17 protein-coding genes are annotated in these 21707 nt (G+C 63.0%); 2 read left to right on the top strand and 15 right to left on the bottom strand.

Going from position 1 to position 21707, the window contains the following annotated elements; genetic code table 11:
* Positions 1–193: 193 nt before the first annotated feature.
* The 8 genes from HMPREF3009_RS12305 to glf all read right to left on the bottom strand — a co-directional run bounded on the left by HMPREF3009_RS12305 (position 194) and on the right by glf (position 8868).
* The gene (locus HMPREF3009_RS12305) at positions 194–1225 is read right to left on the bottom strand and encodes an alpha/beta hydrolase (protein ID WP_175973789.1); all 1032 of its coding nucleotides are present in this window, start codon (positions 1223–1225) and stop codon (positions 194–196) included.
* A gap of 144 nt (positions 1226–1369) precedes the next feature.
* Positions 1370–3115 carry an arabinofuranosyltransferase AftB family protein gene (locus tag HMPREF3009_RS12300; protein WP_070682249.1) on the bottom strand — a complete coding sequence of 582 codons (1746 nt, stop codon included), beginning with the start codon at positions 3113–3115 and terminating at the stop codon, positions 1370–1372.
* A gap of 11 nt (positions 3116–3126) precedes the next feature.
* Complete coding sequence (locus tag HMPREF3009_RS12295) at positions 3127–4134, bottom strand: decaprenyl-phosphate phosphoribosyltransferase (protein ID WP_070682247.1); 1008 nt, start codon at positions 4132–4134, stop codon at positions 3127–3129.
* Positions 4131–4658: a phosphatase PAP2 family protein gene (locus tag HMPREF3009_RS12290; protein WP_046647596.1), complete on the bottom strand. Its 528-nt coding sequence runs from the start codon at positions 4656–4658 to the stop codon at positions 4131–4133. The genes HMPREF3009_RS12295 and HMPREF3009_RS12290 overlap by 4 nt, the downstream gene beginning before the upstream one ends.
* Positions 4648–6600 carry a glycosyltransferase gene (locus tag HMPREF3009_RS12285; protein ID WP_070682244.1) on the bottom strand — a complete coding sequence of 651 codons (1953 nt, stop codon included), beginning with the start codon at positions 6598–6600 and terminating at the stop codon, positions 4648–4650. The genes HMPREF3009_RS12290 and HMPREF3009_RS12285 overlap by 11 nt, the downstream gene beginning before the upstream one ends.
* 94 nt (positions 6601–6694) lie before the next feature.
* Complete coding sequence (locus tag HMPREF3009_RS12280; protein ID WP_070682241.1) at positions 6695–7303, bottom strand: three-helix bundle dimerization domain-containing protein; 609 nt, start codon at positions 7301–7303, stop codon at positions 6695–6697.
* Positions 7304–7392: 89 nt separating this feature from the next.
* Entirely contained in the window at positions 7393–7590 is a 198-nt protein-coding gene (locus HMPREF3009_RS12275) for a hypothetical protein (RefSeq protein WP_070682238.1), read from the bottom strand.
* 81 nt (positions 7591–7671) lie between these two features.
* The gene (gene glf, locus HMPREF3009_RS12270) at positions 7672–8868 is read right to left on the bottom strand and encodes a UDP-galactopyranose mutase (RefSeq protein ID WP_070682235.1); all 1197 of its coding nucleotides are present in this window, start codon (positions 8866–8868) and stop codon (positions 7672–7674) included.
* A gap of 170 nt (positions 8869–9038) precedes the next feature.
* Here glf and HMPREF3009_RS12265 point away from each other — a divergent pair, with 170 nt between their 5' ends.
* Positions 9039–10979, top strand: a complete 1941-nt coding sequence (locus HMPREF3009_RS12265) for an N-acetylmuramoyl-L-alanine amidase (protein WP_070682231.1) — start codon at positions 9039–9041, stop codon at positions 10977–10979.
* 109 nt (positions 10980–11088) lie between these two features.
* Here HMPREF3009_RS12265 and HMPREF3009_RS12260 read toward each other — a convergent pair whose 3' ends face one another.
* From HMPREF3009_RS12260 to serS, 7 genes are all read right to left on the bottom strand, one after another.
* Entirely contained in the window at positions 11089–12189 is a 1101-nt protein-coding gene (locus HMPREF3009_RS12260) for an HNH endonuclease signature motif containing protein (protein ID WP_070682228.1), read from the bottom strand.
* A gap of 123 nt (positions 12190–12312) precedes the next feature.
* Positions 12313–13158: a Cof-type HAD-IIB family hydrolase gene (locus HMPREF3009_RS12255; protein ID WP_070510901.1), complete on the bottom strand. Its 846-nt coding sequence runs from the start codon at positions 13156–13158 to the stop codon at positions 12313–12315.
* Between the two features lie 189 nt (positions 13159–13347).
* A complete protein-coding gene (gene glpK, locus HMPREF3009_RS12250) occupies positions 13348–14895 on the bottom strand; it encodes a glycerol kinase GlpK (protein WP_070510899.1) in 1548 nt (515 codons plus the stop codon).
* 36 nt (positions 14896–14931) lie between these two features.
* Positions 14932–15669, bottom strand: coding sequence for an MIP/aquaporin family protein (locus tag HMPREF3009_RS12245; RefSeq protein ID WP_070510896.1), 738 nt, complete (start codon positions 15667–15669; stop codon positions 14932–14934).
* 74 nt (positions 15670–15743) lie between these two features.
* Entirely contained in the window at positions 15744–17468 is a 1725-nt protein-coding gene (locus HMPREF3009_RS12240; protein ID WP_070510894.1) for a glycerol-3-phosphate dehydrogenase/oxidase, read from the bottom strand.
* Between the two features lie 331 nt (positions 17469–17799).
* Positions 17800–19494: a lysophospholipid acyltransferase family protein gene (locus HMPREF3009_RS12235; RefSeq protein WP_070682225.1), complete on the bottom strand. Its 1695-nt coding sequence runs from the start codon at positions 19492–19494 to the stop codon at positions 17800–17802.
* An 82-nt stretch (positions 19495–19576) separates the two neighbouring features.
* Complete coding sequence (serS, locus tag HMPREF3009_RS12230; RefSeq protein ID WP_070682222.1) at positions 19577–20839, bottom strand: serine--tRNA ligase; 1263 nt, start codon at positions 20837–20839, stop codon at positions 19577–19579.
* A 66-nt stretch (positions 20840–20905) separates the two neighbouring features.
* Here serS and HMPREF3009_RS12225 point away from each other — a divergent pair, with 66 nt between their 5' ends.
* Positions 20906–21637, top strand: a complete 732-nt coding sequence (locus HMPREF3009_RS12225) for a GntR family transcriptional regulator (RefSeq protein ID WP_118783649.1) — start codon at positions 20906–20908, stop codon at positions 21635–21637.
* Positions 21638–21707: the final 70 nt, after the last annotated feature.

Here is a 21707-nt window from a genome sequence, read left to right as displayed (position 1 = left end):
ATATCGAGATAAGGGCACGCGGTACCGCGAGCGAGCTCCGCAGGTTCCCCTCCTGCGGAACTCGCCGCCGCACGCGTGGTGAGCGGTCTAGTGTGTTCTCAAGTTTAAGTTTAACTTGAGACTTTCGGTAGGGGGACACGCCCAGCGGTGGGATGAAAAAGCCGCCACACCCAAGGGCACGGCGGCTAGCTAGTTACCAGGCGTTCATAACGTTGAGCACCTGCGGCTTGGAGCGTTCCAGCTGGTAACCGAACTGCTCCCAGTTGTGCAGGCCCTGGGCCGGGTAATCCGTCTGCAGGCGAACACCCATCGCCCGAGCCTTGAGCTCCCACAGGCGGGTGGTGCCGTTGGCGAAAGCTTCCAACGCCATGCCGGACGCGATGTGCTGCGGCAGGTAGCGTTGCTGATCCAGCGGCCCCGGGACACCCGAGGCAGCAGACACGTAAACATCCGTTCCGTTTGCAGCCAGATCCGGGATCAGGTTGAAGGGATCATTGCTGAAGCGCTTCGGGTTGATGACGGAGCCGTACATGGCGTTGATGTTGAAGCCGCCGGCGTCGAGAAGCGCCAGGCGCATAAAGGTCTGGGCTCCCGGCAACGTCGTGGTGAGGTAGCCGGAGTAGGACAGCGCCTGACGGAACTGCTCGGGGTGCTTGCCAGCGAGGGTAATCGCTGCGGTAGCGCCCATGGACAGACCAGCAATGGAGTTATTGTTGCGGGCCACGCCGAAGTTGCCCTCAAGGTAAGCCGGCAACTCCTGCGTCAGGAAGGTCTCCCACTGGTAGTTGACCGGCTTGACCAGATCGTACGTAGCCGGACCGTTCCAGTCTGCATAGAAGGAGCCAGCGCCGCCCACCGGCATCACCAGGGTGATGTTGTGATCCACGTAGGTGCGCGCGGCGTTGACGTCATGGATCCACGCGTTGGTGGAATCGGTCGCGCGCAGACCATCGAGCAGGTAGAGGCCCGCGTTGCCGCCGTTCTTGGCAGGCTGGATCTGCACCGGGATGTTTCGGCCCATCGCCTGGGACCACACATCGCAGCGCTGCACCCAGAAGCCAACGCGATCCCACTCGCAGGTGCCGGTGGCGTCCGCGCGCAGCCAGTCACGGTGAGCCGCGGATGCTTCCTGGGTGCCGGCGGTCACGACCAGGCCCAAGGCCACGGCGATAGCGGCCACCACTGAGAGGACCCGAGTCCGCAGGCCAGAGCTTAGTGAACTCATGTTTCTCCTTAACATTTTTACTGCCATTACTACATCGCCAACACGCCAGCGATAGTTACGGATTAATAACGAGAATCTTTTGTAGCGTAACGCACCCTGGCAATTTTTGCCTCCCCGTGGGGGTATTTGCCAGCCCGCCCCAAGCTAGTGGGCAGGGTAATCGGCCGGATCGGCAGAAAACATGAGGGTGCGCCCCGTGGTCAAAGAGAAGGCCAGGTTCGCGCGGAAGCGCTCCCACGTCAGGGGCTCGCTGTAGGAAGCAACAAGCTCCTGCACCTCTGGCGTCGCCAGCGCCGCCCGCGCCTGCCGAGTCTTGTCCTTGTCATACCACGGCGGGAGGTACTCAATGTCCGCGCCGGTCAGCGCCGCCTGCCACTCCAGTTCGAGGTGCTTGTCGTGGCCCACGCGTCCGCCTTCCTCGCGGGGCATCCGTGCGGCCAGCGGCGTGGCCAGACCAATGGTGTCGAGCACCCGCACGTTGAGCGGCGCGTTCATTGAGGTCATTCCCAGGTTGACCAGGTAGACCGTCGGCGGCTCCTCCGCGCCCGGCTCGCGCGGGACGGTGAGCCAATTGAGCTGGTCCTTCTCCTTGTCCTCTACGTAGATGACACCCAGCGCATCGCCGTGCGCCAACTTTTCGGTGGCTTCCCCGTATCCGCGCATGAACTTCATCGTCATGTAGTCCCGTGCCGAACGCGGCGGGTAACCCGCCTCGCGGTTCGTAGCGTAGGTCCAGAAGTCGCGCTCATCCACGATGGACAGCGGCTGCTCGTAGGCCTCCCAGTCCGTCGGGTGCCCGCGCAGCACGACCACCACGGCCCACACCGCGCAGAAGGCCGCCGCGAGCACAGACACCAGGCCTCTCAGCGGCAGCACGAAGACCGGCAGGAGGGCGGCAAACAGCGGCAGCAGCAGCATGCGGCCGTGCATGAAGTCACCGCCGACGCGCAGCACGTACACCACATGCACCACCGCTGCACCGACCAGCAGGTAAGTGACGGTCGTGGAGCTTCGCAGGGCCGCCGGGCGCAGATGGGCACGGAAGGTCCACAGCGCAGCACCCGCCAACACGAGAACGGGCAGGTACAGGGCATACGGCCCAACGAAGTCACCGGCATAGTCCAGGCCGCTGCCCCACGCGCTTGACGACGCCGACTTGGCCACCGCCGTGTGCGGCGTCAACAGGCCGTAATATCCCATGCGGAAGAATTGGTAACCCGCCGGGATGGGCAGGGCCGCGCCGAGGATACCGAGCCAGACTTTCCAGTTGCGGTGTGCCGCCAAGAGGAGCAGGCCAGCCAGCCCGCCGTAGAGCGCGAATTCCGGACGTACGAGCCAGGACAACCCCGCCCACAGTGCCAGCCAGTAGGCGCTGGCGTTATCGCGAGATTGCGCCCAGTGCTGGAGCAACGCCCACAGGGCGGCGAGGTAAAAGATGGACAGGCCCCACTCGAGTCCGGAGGTAAAGAAATCACGGGCAGGCGGCAGCGCGAGGTAGACCAGCGCGCCCGCGGGCGCCAGAAGCGGAGTGGCGAGTTGGCCCGAGCGGAAGAAGGCCCGGGCTGTGGCCCACGCCCCCAACATCATGGCCGCGACCGCCAGAAGCAATCCCAGGTTGACGGCGATGGACTCCAGCGGGGCGTTGGTGACCCAACGGGCAAGCAGGATGAGGTACTGCCACAGCGTCGAGGTATTGGCCTCCACGCGCTCGCCCGCGTTGAAAACGGGGCCGTTGCCCTCCTCCAGGTTGCGCACGGTGCGCAGGACGATGAGGCCGTCGTCGGAAATCCAGCGGCGCGCGAAGCCGCCCCAAAACGAGAAAACTCCGATCACGATGACCGAGGCCAGCGCGCTGAGCGCCGCCGCGGTACGTGATTCGGATTTTCGCATGAGGAGAGAGTCTAGCCCATCATGACCGGCATGATGTACACCGCCATGGCAATACAGGCCAGCCACAGCAGGGCCAGGATCTGCAGGACGCGGTCCTCCAGGGCAATCTCATCCGGGGCACCGCCGTTGCCACGGTCCACGTCGGCGGCATAGCGCAGGATGGCGATGGTAAACGGCACCATGGACACCTGGTACCACACGCTGGCCGGGCCATCAGACTCGTTGGAGAGCTGGAAACCCCACAGGGAGTAGGACATGACCACGGCGGTGGCGGCCAGGGTCCACACGAAGCGCAGGTAGGTAGGCGTATAGCCCTCCAGGGATTTACGGATCTTGGCGCCCGTGCGCTCCGCCAGAAGGATCTCCGAGTAGCGCTTGCCCGAGGCCATGAACAGGGAGCCAAACGCGGCCACCAGCAGGAACCATTGGGAGAGCACGATGCCCGCGGCCACACCGCCAGCCATGGTGCGCAGCATGAATCCGGAGGACACCAGGGCGATATCGATCACCGGCATGTGCTTCCATCCGAAGCAATAGCCCAGCTGCAGGCCGATGTAGATGGCCATGACGATGGCGAGCTGCAGACCAGCCGTGGCCAAGAAAGACAGACCAATCGAACCGATGATGAGCACCGCCGCCATGGCATAAGCCAAGTTCACTGGAAGCACGCCCGCCGCGATGGGGCGGAAGCGCTTCGTCGGGTGCGCGCGGTCAGCCTCCACGTCGCGGGCATCATTGATGAGGTAGATGGAGGACGCGCCCATGCAGAAGACGATGAAGGCGAGGAGGACGTCGAGAAGCACGCGCGTGTGGAACAGCGAATCCGCGCCCGCGGCCGCAGGGGCGGCGAGAACGAGGACGTTCTTGACCCACTGCTTGGGGCGCAGGGCCTTCACCATGCCGTCGGCGAGGTTCTTCGGCGGCTTGCGCTTGCGGCCGGTATCGATACCGGAGGGGTGCGGCTCAGAGTGGAAGACTCTCTGCTCACCGTCGTCGACGCGGTTAGGACGTTCGCTCATGCGGTCTTCCTTTCATAGCGATGGCATGCTTCCGCGGTGGCGGCTCCCAGCAGGGCGCCGATCGCCGTATCGGATGGGTAATGTACCCCGAGCACCATACGCGAGGCCATCATGACCGGCACACCAACGAGCGGTGCCGGGGTTCCCAGAACGTGCGCAGCACCCACGAGGAACGCGCTTGTCGACGTCGCGTGCGAAGAAGGAAAGGACAGCTTAGAAGGGGTTTTCACACCGACTTTGACGTAGTCATAGTCCGGGCGCTTGCGCCGCACAATGCGCTTGATCACAACGCTGGCCGCGTGCGCCGTGAAAGCACCCGCACCGACGGCTACCCACTGGCGGCGGCGCGCCGGCTTCTGGTAATTCACGGCGGCGCCTAAGCCGGAGAGCGCCAGCCAGCCCAGAGCGTGCTCGCCGAAGTGGCTTAAACCCCGCGCGGTGGGCAGAACGCCGGGCGCATCGAAGGCCGCATTCTGGATCTTCTCGAGGACACGGGATTCGGCGACAGAAAGCTTATTGGGCATCGAAGACCTTTCGCCAGGACTCGCGGGAGGTCAGCTCCGGCAGAGCCGCGCGGTACTCGGCGCGCAGGTCATCGAAGTTATCCTCAATTTCCTTGAGCAGCTCGCGGGTGGACTTCACCAGCTCGAGGGCCAGCTCGCGGTCGCGCTTGCGGAAGGCCACGCCGGTGCCGCCCGCGGTGGAGACGGTGGCGGAATCGACGCGAGAGAGCGTGAACCAGCGGGCCTCCTCCGGGGTGAGGTTGAGCTGCGGTGCCTCGTGATGGGCCGGGTCTTCCTTGGTAACCAGGTGCTTGGCGGACTTGATGAGCCACGGAATTTTCTTGATCTTGCCCAGGCGGCCACCGACATTGCGGGTGGGCACGCCCGGCGCGCCGGTGGGCGCGGGCAGCTGATCCGCCGAATCGATGATGACGGCGTCCGGGAACTCCTTGCGGATTGCGGCGATGCGCGGCAGCGAGGACTCCAGGATGTCGAAGAGCTGGTCCGGTCCGGCCAGGAAGTCCTTCATGGCTTCCAGCTGGATGGCAATGGTGGAGTACTCCATGCACATGGTGTGCTTGAGGGTGGACTTGAAGATGGACTTGGTAATCCCGCGCGCATCGCCCTCGTGGTAGAGGGCCGCCACGATGAGGCGGTTGCGCAGGTGGAAGTAGGCCTGCCAGTCGATGGCATCGTCCTTATCCGCCCACGCCATGTGCCAGATGGCAGCGCCCGGCCAAGTCACCGTGGGGAAGCCGTGGGCGGCGGCGCGCAGGGAGTATTCGGTGTCATCCCACTTGATGAACAGCGGCAGCGGCTGCCCGATGCTTTCCGCCACGACGCGCGGGAAGAGGCACATCCACCAGCCGTTGTATTCCACGTCGACGCGGCGGTGCAGCGCGCGGGAGTCGTACTTCTTCGGGTCAAGGTGGGACTGCGCGTCACCGATGGCGCGCAGCGGGTACTTGGCAAAGTCGTGGTCATAGACGGCGTGCTCGGCCGCACCCCACATGAAGTCAGCGCGGTTCACACGCTCGCCAGTCGTGCGCAGCTGGGAGCGCTCCTGCAGGTTGAGCATCTGGCCGCCGACGATGAAGGGCTTGGCGGCGTAACGCGCTGCTTGGACCGCACGAAGGATGGAATCCGGCTCGATGGCGATGTCATCATCCATGTAGAGGATGTAGGGCGAGTCGGTATTCTCCAGCGCCTCGAACATGATGCGGGAGTAGCCGCCCGAGCCGCCCAGGTTGCCCTGGCGGAACTCGCGGAAGCGCTCACCAAAGTGGGCCACGGCCTCGTCATAGCCCGGCTCGTCCGCCGGGTGCTGGTTGCCCTGGTCCGGCATGAGAACGTAGTCGATGATGCCGTCCACCACCGGGTCCTCCGCCAGTGCCTGCAGCGCCGCGACGGCGTCGGTGGGGCGGTTGAAGGTCGGAATACCCACGGCGACGCGCTTCTCCTGCGCCGGGTACTCGCTGCCGTCCGGCAGGAGCTGCGGGTTCGGGGCGTGCGGGGCGCACCAGGCGGCGTCGCTAAGCACGGTGTCTTCAACGGCTGAGGCATCGAACCACAGCAGGCCGCCGTCCTCGAAGTTCTTCAACGGCAGTTCAAACTCGTGGTGGCCGGTGGTCACCACGTGGTTGGCCACGGCGATGCGCTGGCCGTCCTGCTTGGAGCGGTACAGGGAGATGTTGGCCTCGCCCTCGACGTCCATCGCCAGCACGATGGACTTCAGCTGGGACCAACGGCGCCAGTAGGCGGCCGGGAAGGCGTTGAAGTAGGTCTCGAAGGAGGCCTCCTCGCCGGCCGGGATGGTCACGGAGGTGCGGCCGCTCCAGCTGAGTCGCTCGCGGTTCTGCTCGGACTCGATGAGGTAGAGCATGCGGACGTCGACCGGCTCGCCACGCTTGGGCAGCAGGATGCGCTGTACGGGTTCGTACGCAGCAGAATTGTTGGCAGTCACGATATCTTCGGTTCTCCACACAGATTTCGACAGTATTCAGAACCCCAGATTAGTGGTTAAGTACTGCTGCGCTGAGTTCCCACGCGGCTGAGGGCTAAGCCGTGACGGCCGCATCCTCCGAGATGGGCTCGATGCCCAGGCGGTTGAGCATGTAGAGCACGCGGGCGCCGAGGTCATCGGCCAGCTCGCGGGTCTCCTCTACGGTTTCAGCCGTCGCAATGTCCCAAATCTTGACGTCCTTGCCGGCCTCATCGCGCGGGACCTCGCGGCCCAGGTACACGATGTAATCCGGGATCGTCACCAAGCGCAGGTCCTCGACGTAGCGGTCCGGGTGCTCCGCCATGCCGCGCTCCTGCAGCACGTGGGCCATGTGGGAGTCCGGGTCGTTTTCGGGGTGGGCTACGGCGGCGTCGACAAGCAGGGCGTCGCCGGCGTACTTCTTCGTCAGCGCCACGGCAGCCTGCGCCAGGGCGTGGTCGGTGCCCGCGGAGAAACGCACGTGGATGCGGTGGGTGCCGAAGTGCTCGCGCACCTCACGCTCCACCATCACGGGAACGAATTCATCTAAGGTCGCACCAGCTTCGTGACGCTCAATGGTGGCATCGAGGAAGGAGTCAATCTCCTGCGCGGTGTACTCGTGGCCGTAATTTGCGTGTAAATCCTGGCGCAACGTATCGAAACGGCGGGCGTTAGGGGAAGTCATCTCTAAACTCACTTTCTGTTCGCCTATTGTTAACCTACTGTTAACCTTAAGCGATTGTTGGACAGGCCACAAGTTTTATTTTCTTTGGTCTAGTTCCATACGCTGGCACAACCTCCCCATAAACGGCCAAAGGCCCGCCGGGTGTTCCGGCAGGCCTTCTTGGATTGCTCCTTCTTCTTATCGGGAATGCGCGTTGCGCGACTGCGCAGCTTGAGGTGTTCCTCGAGCCGCTCCGGGGACATCTTCCACATGCTGCGGTCCGCACGCTTCTTCTTGCGCTGGGCCATGCCGTCACCTCCTTCCATCGAGGTGTTTCAGCATAGCGCGCCACGCTACGCTACCGGGAGCGGCCGGGCCAGCGCCGTGGCCTAGTGGCCGCGCTCCTGCGTGATGGCTTGGCCATCACGGAAATAGGGAGCCAGCTTGTTATCGAACATGCTCAGCGCGGAGGCAATAGCCATGTGCATGTCCAGATACTGGTAGGTGCCCAGGCGGCCGCCGAAGAGGACCTGGTTCTCGCGGGCCTCAGCGGCAGCGAGCTTGCGGTAAGCCTCCAGCTTGGAGCGGTCCTCCGGGGTGTTAATCGGGTAGTACGGCTCATCGCCCTTCTCGGCAAAGCGCGAGTACTCCTTCATGATCACCGTCTTGTCCTTGGGGTACTTATCGGCGCGCTCCGGGTGGAAGTGGCGGAACTCGTGGATGCGGGTGTAGTCCACGTCCGCATCGTTGTAGTTCATCACCGGGGTGCCCTGGAAGTCACCGGTTTCGAGCACCTCCAGGTCGAAGTCCAACGTGCGCCAGCCCAGCTCACCCTCGGCGAAATCGAAGTAGCGATCCAGTGGGCCGGTGTAGACCACCGGCGCGCTTGGCGACGCCCCCCGCACCTCCTCGCGCACGTCAAACCAGTCGGTGTTGAGACGGACGTCGATAAGCTCGTGCTCCGCCATCTTCTCTAGCCAGGCCGCGTAGCCGTCAACGGGTAGGCCCTCGTAGGTGTCGTTGAAGTAGCGGTTGTTGAAGGTGTAGCGCACCGGAAGGCGCGTGATGTTGCCGGCCGGTAGCTCCTTCGGGTCGGTCTGCCACTGCTTGGCGGTGTAGTCGCGAATGAAGGCCTCGTAGAGCGGGCGGCCAATGAGCGCGATGGCCTTTTCCTCTAGGTTCTTCGCCTCATCCACGGCGAACTCGCCGGCCTGCTCCTTGATGAGCTGGCGCGCCTCATCCGGCGAGTAGTAGCGGCCAAAGAACTGGTTAATTAGACCCAAGCCCATCGGGAACTGGTAGGCCGTGCCATCGTGCATGGCGAAGACGCGGTGCTGGTAGTCGGTGAACTCCGTGAACTGGTTGCAGTACTCCCACACGCGCTTATTCGAGGTGTGGAAGAGGTGCGCGCCGTACTTGTGGACCTCGATGCCGGTCTCCGGCTCGGCCTCCGAGTAGGCGTTTCCGCCCAGGTGCTCGCGGCGCTCGACGATGAGCACCTTCTTGCCCAGCTGGGAGGCCGCGCGTTCGGCCACGGTCAGGCCAAAGAATCCGGATCCAACAACGATGAGGTCATATGCAGTCATGGCCATCAGCTTAAAGCAGTAACACGCACAGAACGGCTGGTGACACCCAAGCGAGAAAACTCGCGTGTCACACCTTCTTTCACTCCAACACCTGGCGTAACATTTGTCCCGTTAGTTAACTTTTTGCGCTCCTCTTAACCTCGTGGCGCACACCATCCTAGGGAGTAATAGTGCACCTCAAACGTCGTCTTGTTCCCGCGAAATCGACGTGGTCGACGCCGGTTATCGCTACGGTCACCTCGATCGCTGTGGTCGCTGCCGCAGCCGTGGGCGGCCAAACCCTTATCCAAACGCAGGAAGCGGGCAGCGGCCCCATCGAAGTGAGCTCGGCCTCCGAATCCTTCGGATCTGGCGAAACGGTCGTGGTGGATGACCCGGCCATCGCCGCCCAAGGCGAGGGCGAAGGCCCGCGCGCCGTCAAGCAATTCCACCGCGATGAGACCTTCTCCTCTTTTGCCGTGACTTGGAAGGGCGCGCGCGATGTCGCTGCCTTCGTCCGCGCCAAGCAGCCAGACGGGTCCTGGTCCGAGTGGTACGACATGGACTCAATGTCCTACAACAACGATGATCCGAACGCCACGAACGGCACCGAGCTCATCTTCGTGGGCGATACCAACGACGTGCAGGTCTCCATCAACAATGTGGATCTGGTAACCGGGTCGAATCTGGACGAAGAGTTCACCGAAACCCCCGTTGAGGACACCGCGCTTGACGACGCCTCCTTCAACGTCGGCGACATCGCCCCCGTCGCCGAGACCGAAGAACTTCCCGCCAATAGCGACGTGGAAGGCCTGGAGGCTGTCTTCATGGACGGCAACGCCCAGGAGGGCGAGGTCATTGAGCCGACCGCCGAGACCGACGGTATGCCGCGCGTGGTCTCGCGCGCAGGTTGGGGCGCGGATGAGAGCATCCGCTGCTCGAGTCCCACCTATGACGATGGTGTGGAGGCCATTGCGCTGCACCACACCGCGGGCTCCAATAACTACACCCGCGCGCAGGCGGCCGCGCAGGTGCGCGCCGCGTACAAGTACCACGCCCAGAACCTGGGATGGTGCGATATTGGATACAACGCGCTGGTGGATAAGTACGGCACTATCTATGAGGGCCGCTACGGCGGGCTCGCTAAAGCTGTGCAAGGCGCCCACATCGGTGGCTTCAACCGGAACACGTGGGGCATTTCCATGATTGGTAACTACGAGACTGCGCAGCCGACGGAAGCCCTCTTGGAATCTGTCACCGACCTCGCCGGCTGGAAGGGCGCCATTTCCGGTGTCGATCCGACCTCCCGCGTCTCCCTTCGCTCGGAAGGCTTCGGTGGTTCGCGCTACCCAGCAGGCGCCTCTGCCCCGGTTTATGGCCTTTTCGGTCACAGCGACGTTCACTTCACTGCCTGCCCGGGTAAATACACCATTGCCCAGTGGCCGACTATCCGCCAGGCAGCGCACAAGAAGTACCTCGCCATTAAGTCGGGCGCGTCTGGTTCGACGTCGACAGACTGGGGCAGCGGAAATACCTCTACCCCAGACTCCTCTGGCTCCACGCCGAACGGAAACGCGCCGTCTGCTCCCGCACCGGCTGCCCCGGCACAGGAGGCAACGTCCTCGCTGGGCGATACTGAAATCCCGATGAGCACCATCACCGCGCTAGTCGGTCTGGCTGGCACCCTCTTCGCCATCATGTATGCCCGCTCGGACCAGCAGATTGACACGGACCAAACCGTCAATGGGCTGCCGGTGGAGCAGATCCCGGGCATCGTGACCAAGGTGTTGGCCCTGAGCAAGAACGAGGGCCTGAAGCAAACGTGGACGGCAGTTCTCAATGCCTTCGGCCCAGCACTTGGCCTGGCAGTTGGCGGTCCGGATGAGTCGGCAGGCATCATCTACCAGCTCTTCCAAAACGGCATCGTGCTCAGTTCCGAAGACACCGGTACGCACGCGCTGGTGGGACGCATCGCAAAGGAATGGGCCTCCGGCAACAACTCGGCAACGCTCGGCTTGCCGACGTCCGACGAAGTCCCCACCGGCCTCGGCAAGGAAGTCCGCGTGCAGTTCCAGGGCGGTTCCATTGTCTACAACCCGGAGACTGAGCAGATTCAGGTCTTCACGAACTAATCCCAGCCGCACCGCGTGTGCGCAAAACTCACGCGCACAGCCCTGTGGGATCGCCGATATTGCGGGAGCCACCTCGGTGGCTTCCGCTTCGGCATGTTATCTATTGGATTTAGGTATCCGGCGGGGATCCGCCCACTAAGCCCCCGTTGGCCTGCTGCTTCAACGCTGCTTGTGCTGCCTGGTACGCCGCCTGGGAAGTAATCGGCTCCGCCCAGGGTGGCACATAATCCACCCCGCCCCGCAACCGGAAGACATAGCCAGCACCAGTCGGCTTATCCGGATCATCATCATTAATGCCATTGTGATAAGCACACAACATCGTCAAATTCGGCGGATCCGTCGCCCCACCAGCTTTCCACGGCACCAAATGATGCACCTGACAATAATCAGCCGGCTTATTACACCCTTCACGCGCGCACGTCGGATGCTCCGCACTGGCCATTAACCGCTGCTCAAACCCAGCTAAACGCCGCACCCGATGCAACCACACCGGCCCAATCGTCGGATGCACCAACGTCACATACCCAACCTCGGCAAACTTATAGGTGACAAACTCCCGCCCTGTCATCCGCCCACCATTAGTCAGCACAAGCTCAATATCATCGCCCTCACCGCGCACAATCTGGTCCAACTCATCCAAGGTGACCACCACATTGGTCGCCACCGCAGGCTTAGAACCCCCATGCGCTTGGTTGAAAAACACCTGACCTGCCGCATCCAATAAATCAGCCGAATTAATCGACTCCAAGGTTCCGCGCATCTCACTAATGCGCAAGGCTGAATCAGTAATCGTCAGCGAATGCGGACCCACCTTCCGATACGTCAAGCGCACCCCCGGTTCAGGCACTCGCCGCGGCCGCAACTGCTTCAACCGTTCCTTCGCCACTTTCGGGATACGGTGTGCCGGAGTCGCCGCAAGCCGAACGCGCAGATTCCACGCATCCAACTCCTTTTTCACCCTGCCGGTATACGACTCAATCAAGCTCAACGTCGCCAGATCATGCCTTTGAGAAACCGCGGCCGCACGCGCCTGGCGCTGCTTGCCGCTAAAACGCGTCGGCCCGAAATACACCGCATGCAGCCCAGTCAACTCCGCAGCATCAGCCACAGAAGCACCACGCGCGCGTAAATCATCCACACTGCCTACCGCAAGCCCCACAAGATCCAACCCCGAACTGCGATAGGAGAAATAAGTCTCCAAATCCCCCATGCCCACGAGACTAAAACACCACCACACACCCCGCAACCGGAGGCAGAAAACTCTCAGAATCTGCTAGAAAAAGGGCAGGTAGCGCTGGGCTTCACGGCTACAGCGCGGCGGGGTACAGCAGCACTAGAACCATCGCTCAAGCACCTTTGCCACACCTGCCTGGTGATGCGCTACCGTCACCGCATCTGCCGCCTCCATGACCTCTGGGTGAGCGTTCTCCATGGCAACCCCGCAACCTGCCCACTCGAGCATCTCGATATCGTTGGGCATATCGCCAAAGGCGATTATGTCTTCGCGGGCGATACCGTGATGCTCGGCCAGCCACTTAATTCCGCGCCGCTTCGTCACGTTGGGGGCCGCCACCTCGAGGATCCCCTCGGACATTGAGTAGGTCACGTGGGCCAGCTCGGAATCGATGTGCGGAGCAATAAGCTCGTAGAGTTCCGGTGCGGAGAACGCGGTGTTGCGGATCAGCAGCTTCACCGCCGGTCGGGACACCAATTCGCCGACGCTCACGAGGCCGAAGCCTTCAAAAAGCGCGTTCTCCGAATAGTGCGATTCCACCACGAAGAGTTCCTCCACCGGATCCAAGACCGAGCCTCCCGTGCGCTCCGCGCCGAAGCCAACACCGCCATGGGGCTCGAGTACCTTCGTGGCCACCTCCACGATTTCCGCGAGGGCTTCAGGCGAGAGCTCGTGGGCGGAGAGCACGCGGTCTTCTGCCGAGTCATAAATCACCGCGCCATTTGATGTCACGCACACCGGGCGCACGGTCAGCTGCTCCAGTACGGGCATGATCCAGCGGAAGGGCCGGCCGGTCGCCAGCGCAAACTCGCTGCCCGCGGCAACTGCTCGGGCCACTGCCTCGCGGTTTCGCCTGGGAACTCGGTGGTTCCGGTCCAACAAGGTACCATCGATGTCACTGATGATGAGGCGCGGAGCGCGGTCCGAAAATACGTCACTGGCCATAGCCCTGAGTCTACGTCAGAGCGATGCACACAAGAGCGCACCCGCAACGCTGGTGGCCACAACAACGTCCACTGCAGCGTTGGCTCCCCACCACCGTGCCGCAGCCCGCCACTCGCACAACGACGAAGGCGGCCGCCACGAGAATGCTCGTGACAGCCGCGCTTGCCTGCAAAGACTGCTACTTAGCCCTTAAGCGATAACGTCGTCATCGTCCACGTCTTCCCAGTTCAGGGAACGCTTGATGGCGCGCTTCCAGTCGCGGTAGAGAGCCTCGACTTCGTCCTTCTCGCGCTGCGGCTTCCAGACCTTGAAGTCGCCCTGCTGGGAGCCCAGTACGCTGAGGTCATCCCAGAAACCGGAATCGAGACCCGCAGCGAAGGCCGCACCGGTAGCGGTGGTCTCCACGTTCTTCGGGCGGTGGACCTCCACGCCAAGCATGTCCGCCTGGAACTGCATGAGCAGCTCGTTCATGGTCATGCCGCCGTCGACGCGCAGCTCGGTGATCTCCACGCCGGAGTCCGCCACCATGGCATCGGCGACGTCGCGAGTCTGGTACGCGGTGGACTCGAGCACGGCGCGGGCCAGGTGCTTGCGGTTGGCGTAGCGGGTCAGACCAACGATGACACCGCGGGCATCCGGGCGCCAGTACGGAGCGAAAAGTCCCGAGAAAGCCGGCACGATGTAGACGCCGCCGTTGTCCTTGACCTCGCGAGCCAGGTTCTCAATGGACGCGGAGTTCGGGATGAGCTGCAGGTTATCGCGCAGCCACTGCACCAGGGAACCACCCATGGAGACGGAACCCTCGAGCGCGTACACCGGGCGCTCGCCCTCGCGCTGGAAGCACACGGTAGTCAACAGACCGTTCTCGGAGAACTTCGGGGTGGTACCGGTGTTGAGCAGGAGGAACAGACCGGTCCCGTAGGTGTTCTTAGCAGAACCCGGGCGGAAGCAGCCCTGGCCAAACATGGCGGCCTGCTGGTCGCCCAGGATGGCGCGAATCGGCACACCGGACAGCGAGCCGCGCTCGCGGACGGTGCGGAAGTCGCCCAGGGACGGGCGGATCTCCGGCAGCATGGAGGTGGGAATCCCCATCTCCTTGCACAGTTCCTCATCCCACTCGAGCTTCTCGATGTCCATGAGGAGGGTACGGGAAGCGTTGGTGACATCGGTGGCGTGCAGGGCTTCCTGGCCGTTGTCGCCGTCGGCGCCACCGGTGAGGTTCCACAGGAGCCAGGTATCGATGGTGCCGAAGAGCAGCTCGCCCTTCTCCGCGCGCTCGCGGGCGCCCTCGACGTTATCGAGGATCCACTTCACCTTCGGGCCGGCTGGGTAGGAGTTGATGATGAGGCCGGTGCGGCGACGCCACTTGTCCGCACCTTCATCACCAGCGAGTTCCTTACAAATCTCGGTGGTGCGGGTGTCCTGCCACACGATGGCGTTGTATACCGGCTTACCCGTGTTCTTGTCCCACACGACGGTGGTCTCACGCTGATTGGTAATGCCAAGTGCTGCGATATCTTCGACATTGATGTCGCCGTTGGCCAAAGCTTCACCCACAGCGCGGCGGGTGTTGCTCCAGATTTCCTCCGGGTCATGCTCGACCCAGCCCTTCTCCGGGAAAATCTGCTCGTGCTCGAGCTGGCCGACGGACACCTGCTCGCCGTCGTGGTTGAAAATGATGCAGCGGGTGGACGTAGTTCCTTGGTCAATCGCTGCAACGTAGCGCTTGGTAGACATTGTGTTCTCCGTTTCTGAGTAGTGAAGGTCTGATTTTTAGAGAGCCATGGACAGCAGGCCGACAGCGACGGCCGCCAAGGTCGGTGCAACCACCGGAACCCAGGCATAACCCCAGTTGGCGCTGCCCTTGTCCTTGATGGGGAGGACGAAGGCGTACATGATGCGGGGTCCGAGGTCACGGACCGGGTTGATCGCGTAGCCGGTAGCGGTGCCGAGGGACAGGCCCACAGACACGACGACGAAGGCAACGGCGAAGTACTTCAGCGGACCCAACTCGCCGCCGGCCGGGCCAAAGGCGATGAACATGAGCAGTACGCAGGTAGCGATGAACTCGGTGGCTGCGTTCCAGCCGTTGTTCGGGTGCGCCGGGGCGGTAAAGAAAATCCCCCCAGTGTTCTTGTTGGCGCCGGTGACGTTGCCGGCTTCATCGAGGTTGTTGGCGTCGAAAAGCTGCTTAAACGTAGCCCAGGCAAGGAATGCACCAAGCATGGCGCCGAGAATTTGCCCCAGCAGGTAGTAGGGAACGAGGCCCCATTCAAGGGAACCGTTCACCGCCAGCATGATGGTGACCGCCGGGTTGAGGTGACCGCCGGAGGGGTCGGCGACACTAGCGCCGATGAAAACCGCGAGGCCCCAGCCCATAGCGATGACGATCCAGTCCGAACCGCGCGCGCCAGAAGTTCGGAGGTTCACAACGGCGCACACGCCGTTGCCGAGCAGGAGCAGCAGTGCAGTGCCGATGAACTCCCACAGGAATGCATCCATTCCGGTCATAAGATGTCCTTTCTTATCTGCCTAGGCCAAGGGCCCAGCGAGGGATATCCACCGCTCGCTAGGCCCCGTGACTTTTAGGCTTCTTCCTTGGTGGCTCGTGCGCTTCCTGCGCGCTCGAGGATGTCGTTTGCTTCACGGTCGGTCAGCGCTGCCTCAGCGGCGAGCTCTGCCTCAGTGTGCTTGGTGAAGTGGGAGACTTCCCGCTCGATATCGGTCTGATCCCAGCCCAGCAGCGGGGCGACGAACTCAGCGATCGGCTGTGCGGCAGCGACGCCGCGGTCGGCGAACTCGATGGCCACGCGCAGGCGGCGGGAGACGATGTCGTCGATGTGCAGGGCACCCTCGTGGGTCACGGCGTAGCGCACCTCTGCCCAGATGTAGCTCTCGGCACCCAGAACCGACTCGAGCAGCGTGGCGTCGTCAGCAGCCGGGGCGAGGACCTCACCGATCAGCGAGCCGTAGCGGCCGAGCAGGTGCTCGATGCGGTCCTCGTCGAGGTTGTAGCGGCGGGCCAGTGCCGGAACCTGGTTAGCCAGTGCGTGGTAGCCGTCCGCACCCAGAATCGGGGTGCGCTCGGTCACGGACTCAGCCACCTTGGTCCCCAGCTCCTTCGCGGCCAGATCCACCGCGTCCTTGCCGATGACGCGGTAGGTCGTGTACTTACCACCGGCGACGGACACCATGCCCGGTGCGACGCGGGCAACGGCGTGGTTGCGCGACAGGTTAGTGGTGGAATCGGACTTGCCGGACAGCAACGGGCGCAGACCGGAGTACACGCCGACGATGTCATCGCGGGTGATCTTGTCGCGCACGCGCTGGTTGACCTCATCCAGGATGTAGTCGATATCCGCCTTGGTCGGCGCCGGATCCGGCAGGGACAGGCCCTTCTCCCAATCGGTGTCGGTGGTGCCGATGATCCAGTACTCACCCCACGGGATGACGAAGAGCACGGACTTTTCGGTGACGAAGCACAGCGCGGCGTCGGCGTCGAGGGCATCCTTCGGGACCACGATGTGAACGCCCTTGGAAGCGTGGACGGTGAACTTGCCTTCAGCGCCCGCCATCTCCTGAATCTTGTCGTTCCACACACCGGTCGCGTTAATGAAGGCCTTGCCCTTCACGGTGGTCTCGCGGCCTGTTTCCAGGTCCCGGACCTTCGCGGCAGTGATGCGGCCGCGGCCGTCCTTCTCAAAGCCAATCACCTCAGTGCCGGTGCGCACGCTAGCGCCATACTCGGCGGCAGTGCGCAGGACGGTCATGGTGTGGCGGGCGTCGTCGACAAGCGTGTCATAGTAGCGCACGCCACCGACGACGGCGTCCTCCTTGAGGCCCGGGGTCACCTTCAGCACGCCCTTGCGGGTGAGGTGCTTCTGCATCGGGACGCTCTTGGCTCCGCCCATCAGGTCATAGAGGGTAAAGCCACCGAACATCATGACGCGCTCCCAGCCGCGGTGGGTCAGCGGGAAGATGAACTTCAGCGGCTTGACCAGGTGCGGCGCTAGGGTCGACATGTTGAGCTCGCGCTCCTTGAGGGACTCCGCAACGAGGCGGAAGTCGAACATTGCCAGGTAGCGCAGGCCACCGTGGAACATCTTGGAGGAACGCGAAGACGTGCCCGCCGCAAAGTCTTGGGATTCCAGCACAGCCGTCTTCAGGCCACGGGTGGCCGCATCCAGTGCAGCACCGGCGCCTACGGAACCTCCGCCGATGATGACGACGTCATAGTCCTCGGTGGAGTAGTCGTTCCACGTCTTTTCAAAATACTCAGGGTTGAAGCTGTTAATACTCGTCGTGGTCATTGTTGACCGAGTCTCCTCTCTCGCTGCACGGCGTCAGAAAGTCCTGTCCAGTTGACGGTGTGCGCAGCATGTTGCACTCATCCACCACGCGCGCCCTGTGCACCGACACCTCGGCCACCTGCCCGAAAGGCGAATGAAGAAGAAGTTTTCTCCCACGGCCAATGCTATAGGTCACGCCAAATTCTCTCTGGAGACGCTACTCACACGTAAGTTCCGCATCCGTAAGCTGGAGTTTCCAAGGCATTCCATAGGTGAACAAAATAAAATAACACCCCCTTCCGGGGGTGTTAACGGGCGTTGCGAACGCTTCTTAAGTCCAGGGTGTCAAGACTTATTTCTTCTCTTGGTGCAAGCGCGCCATGGCCTCCAGCACCTCGGCCATTCCGTAGCGCTCGGTGGAATACGTCACCGCCTGCGCAGCCTTAATCACCTCAATGGGTGCAGTCTCAAGCGCCACCATGCGCACGGCGACGCCATCCCCGCCCTCCGCAAAGGTTTCATCCCCCGGCTCATTGGCAAAGAACAGGAGGTCCTTGGGCTCAGCCCCAATCTTCTTCACCACGGCCGCCAGCCCCTCCGCGGGGGAAGAGGCCGTCACGACCTCTCCCCCGGGGGCATCGTTGAACTGCACCCCTTCGGCACCGTCCGAGCAGGCGACGCGCCAACACGATTGCGGAAGGTCCCCAAAGGCGGCGGCGTCCAGTACCTCGCCCTGCGGCGAGAGCACGACAAACTCCTCAACCTGCGGGTGGAGCTGCATCAGCGCTTCTTGGAGCCGCGTCGAGATTTCCCCGTTTTCCATGCTCAGCGCGCTCTGATCCGCCACGACCACGCGCGGCGCTTCGGAATACTGCGCCTTCACGCGGTGCGGCAGGCGCGAGACAATGAGCCGAGATTGCGTCGCCGCGGAGAGCAACCCCTGTTCCACCACGGAGCCAGCGAAGATTTCCTTACTGCTCGCAGCCATGGAAGCTTGGGCCTCCATGACATCAGACTTCAGTTGCGCCATCACCCCCGTGACCTTGTCGCGGCCCTCCTCGACACCGCGCATGGCCTCTTCCACCACCGAGTTGAGGTTTTCCTTGATCCACTCAAGGGTTTCCGGCGCGGTACGCGGGCGGTCCTTCTCGGCGGCGTCGGCTCCAGCTTCTGCGGTACCGGTTTCCTCGTTACTACCCGGCTTCATCAACGCCATCCGGTCGCGCATGAGCTCCACGGTGGCCTCGGACACGTGCTCCTTGAGATTGGTCAGATCATCGCGCAGCCGGCGCACACGGTAGCGCTCAGTCTCCACCTCGGAGTCCTGGGCCTCGGCCTCCTCCAGCGTCGGCGCACCCCCACCCTTACGGGCCGGTACCCAGTATTCGCCGGCCGGCATCGGGCCGAATTCCTCCTCGTACTGAGCCCACAGCCCCTCCAGGGCTGCCTGCATCCGGCGGCGCACCTCCGTGATATCCGCATCGAAATCGCCCGTGGTGTAGTAGGGCTCAAGAGCCGTGATCAGCACTGGGGTCTTGGTGCGGCCTAAGTGCTTCTTCTGGCCCTTCGTCCAAATACGCTGGGAGCCGAAGATGACCTGCGGGATGATCGGCACACCCGCGCCGTGGGCGATACGCGCCGCACCGTTGCGCATGCTGCGAATCTCGAAGCTGCGGGAAATCGTGCCCTCAGCGAAGACCCCCACGAGCTCGCCATTCTTGGCCAGCTCGATGCCTTTGACAATCGACGCCCCGCCATCGATGCGATCCACCGGAACATGCCCCATCACCTGAAAAAGCTGACCGGCCACCGGCGTCTGGAAGATGGAGGCTTTAGCCAAGTAGCGCACCAAACGCCGCTTGCGATAAGCCAAGAAGGCCCCGAAGAGGAAATCCATGTAGCCGGTGTGATTGCACACGATGACGGCCCCGCCCTTATCCGGGATATTCTCCTCGCCGGACAGGCGCATCTTCAGCCCCTGGGCCAAGGTCACCCCGCGGCCAATGTGCGTAATCTGCCGGTAGAGGAAATTAGTCACAACGCTCATGATGCTCCAGGGAGGATTTAGGGCCTTAAGAGGGCACAACCGGTGATCGGAGGGGGCGCCTGCGGCGCCTCCTGTCATTCTTCTAGGAGTTTACGGGGTAAAGAACGTCCTTACCCACGAATGGGCGCAATGCCTCCGGAACCACGACGGACCCATCTGCCTGCTGGTGGTTCTCCAGGATGGCCACGAGCCAGCGGGTGGTAGCCAGGGTGCCGTTGAGCGTGGCGGCGTACTGGGTCTTGCCGTTCTCGTCGCGGTAGCGCGTGGAGAGGCGGCGCGCCTGGAAGGTGGTGCAGTTCGAGGTCGAAGTGAGCTCGCGGTACGTGCCCTGGGTGGGCACCCACGCCTCGTTATCGAACTTGCGGGCTGCAGAAGAACCGAGGTCTCCGCCCGCGATGTCGATGGTGCGGTAGGGCAGCTCCATCGCCGCGAGCATGTCCTTTTCCATGTTCAGCAGCTTCTGGTGCATCTCCTCGGCGTCTTCCGGCTTGCAGTAGACAAACATCTCCAGCTTGTCGAACTGGTGCACGCGCAGAATGCCGCGGGTGTCCTTGCCGTGCGAACCCGCCTCGCGGCGGAAGCAGGAGGACCAGCCTGCATATTGCAGCGGGCCCTTGGACAGGTCGATGATCTCTTCCTTGTGGTAGCCGGCCAGGGCCACCTCAGAGGTGCCAACCAGATAAAGATCATCCGCCGGCAGGTAGTAGACCTCATCCGCATGCTGGCCCAAGAAACCCGTGCCCTGCATGACGTCCGGGCGCACGAGCACCGGCGGGATCATGAGGCTAAAGCCGGCCTCACGGGCCTTCTGCGCAGCCAGCATAAGCATGCCCAGCTGCAGGAAGGCGCCATCACCGGTGAGGTAGTAAAAACGTGCGCCGCCGACCTTGGCGCCCCGCTTGACGTCGATAAGCCCCAGCGTCTCACCCAACTCCAGGTGATCCTTCGGCTCAAAGTCGAACTGCGGCTTCTCGCCGACCTCCTCGAGCACGATGAAATCATCCTCGCCACCAGCCGGGGCCCCCTCCACCACGTTGGAGAGCTGGTACTGCAGCTCCTCCACCTTGGCCTCGGCCGCGGCCGCTTCCTCGCCGGCCGCCTTGACCTTTTCCTTCAGCTCATTGGAGCCCTCCAGCAGCGCGGGGCGCTCCTCCGGGGAGGCCTGGCCAATCTTCTTGCCAAAGGCCTTCTGCTCCGAGCGCAGCTGGTCAGCCTTCACAATTGCCGCGCGGCGCTGCTCATCGGCGGCGAGCAGCTGGTCCACCAGGGCGGGGTCCTCCCCACGGTTTGCCTGAGAGGCGCGGACGACATCGGGATTTTCGCGAAGAAATTTGAGATCAATCACGCCGGATAGTCTAGCGCACGGCCACACCTTTGCGCTGGTCATAACCAGCTGGCTATCATGGATAACATGGCAGCTCACATTATTACCGACGGCCCCGTGCCCAAGCACGCTCAGCTGCGGGATATTCTCTCCGAGCTCTGCCGCACCACCCTCAAACCTGGTGACATCCTCCCGGGCGAGCGCATTCTCGAGGAAACTTACGGCGTCTCCCGCATCACCGTGCGCCGCGCCATTGGTGACTTGGTGGCGGAGGGCCGCCTGCGCCGCGTGCGCGGTAAAGGTACCTTCGTGGCTCCGAATCCACTGGTCTCCCGGCTCCACCTGGCGTCCTTTTCCGATGAGATGGGCTACCAAAAGGTACAGGCTTCCTCGCGGATCCTGCTGGGCGAGCGCAGCACCGCCCCCAGTGAGGTCTGCGAGTTTTTCGGCACGGAAACCACCGTGGCCCATACCCACCTGCGGCGCCTGCGCTTAGGCGATGGCGAGCCCTATTCCATCGACGATGGCTGGTACAACTCCACCTTTGCGCCGTCGCTGCTGGAGAATGACATCTACAATTCCGTCTACGCGATTTTGGATAGCACCTTCGAGGTTCCCATCACCGAGGCCGAGCAGACGGTCACGGCCGTCGCGGCAGAGGAGGACATCGCCGAGCTTCTCGACGTCTCACCGGGCACCCCACTGCTGCACATCACCCGCCTCGCCCGCTCGGGGGACCGACCGGTTGAATGGTGCTCCTCGGTCTACCGCACAGACCGCTACCGGCTCACAACGCACGTCTCCCGCGCACGTATCTAGCGGCGCCGTGCTCCCGCACGGCGCCGGGCGGGCTAGAAGCCAGGGACGCTAAGGGAGTAGTATGAAGAGT

It is taken from the genome of Corynebacterium sp. HMSC034H07, assembly GCF_001815175.1.
Taxonomy (GTDB): Bacteria; Actinomycetota; Actinomycetes; order Mycobacteriales; family Mycobacteriaceae; genus Corynebacterium; species Corynebacterium hiratae.
Note: the sequence above shows the minus strand (reverse complement) of the source record. Positions and strands in the feature narration are given on the sequence as shown.

Bases quoted from the DNA above. Each gene is read 5' to 3' on its own strand.
- HMPREF3009_RS12300 (WP_070682249.1), bottom strand. From the start codon at position 3,115: ATGCGAAAATCCGAATCACGTACCGCGGCGGCGCTCAGCGCGCTGGCC.
- HMPREF3009_RS12240 (WP_070510894.1), bottom strand. From the start codon at position 17,468: ATGACCACGACGAGTATTAACAGCTTCAACCCTGAGTATTTTGAAAAG.
- HMPREF3009_RS12255 (WP_070510901.1), bottom strand. From the start codon at position 13,158: ATGGCCAGTGACGTATTTTCGGACCGCGCTCCGCGCCTCATCATCAGT.
- glf (WP_070682235.1), bottom strand. From the start codon at position 8,868: ATGACTGCATATGACCTCATCGTTGTTGGATCCGGATTCTTTGGCCTG.
- HMPREF3009_RS12295 (WP_070682247.1), bottom strand. From the start codon at position 4,134: ATGAGCGAACGTCCTAACCGCGTCGACGACGGTGAGCAGAGAGTCTTC.
- HMPREF3009_RS12290 (WP_046647596.1), bottom strand. From the start codon at position 4,658: ATGCCCAATAAGCTTTCTGTCGCCGAATCCCGTGTCCTCGAGAAGATC.
- HMPREF3009_RS12245 (WP_070510896.1), bottom strand. From the start codon at position 15,669: ATGACCGGAATGGATGCATTCCTGTGGGAGTTCATCGGCACTGCACTG.
- HMPREF3009_RS12280 (WP_070682241.1), bottom strand. From the start codon at position 7,303: ATGACTTCCCCTAACGCCCGCCGTTTCGATACGTTGCGCCAGGATTTA.
- glpK (WP_070510899.1), bottom strand. From the start codon at position 14,895: ATGTCTACCAAGCGCTACGTTGCAGCGATTGACCAAGGAACTACGTCC.
- HMPREF3009_RS12305 (WP_175973789.1), bottom strand. From the start codon at position 1,225: ATGAGTTCACTAAGCTCTGGCCTGCGGACTCGGGTCCTCTCAGTGGTG.
- HMPREF3009_RS12275 (WP_070682238.1), bottom strand. From the start codon at position 7,590: ATGGCCCAGCGCAAGAAGAAGCGTGCGGACCGCAGCATGTGGAAGATG.
- HMPREF3009_RS12235 (WP_070682225.1), bottom strand. From the start codon at position 19,494: ATGAGCGTTGTGACTAATTTCCTCTACCGGCAGATTACGCACATTGGC.
- HMPREF3009_RS12260 (WP_070682228.1), bottom strand. From the start codon at position 12,189: ATGGGGGATTTGGAGACTTATTTCTCCTATCGCAGTTCGGGGTTGGAT.
- HMPREF3009_RS12225 (WP_118783649.1), top strand. From the start codon at position 20,906: ATGGCAGCTCACATTATTACCGACGGCCCCGTGCCCAAGCACGCTCAG.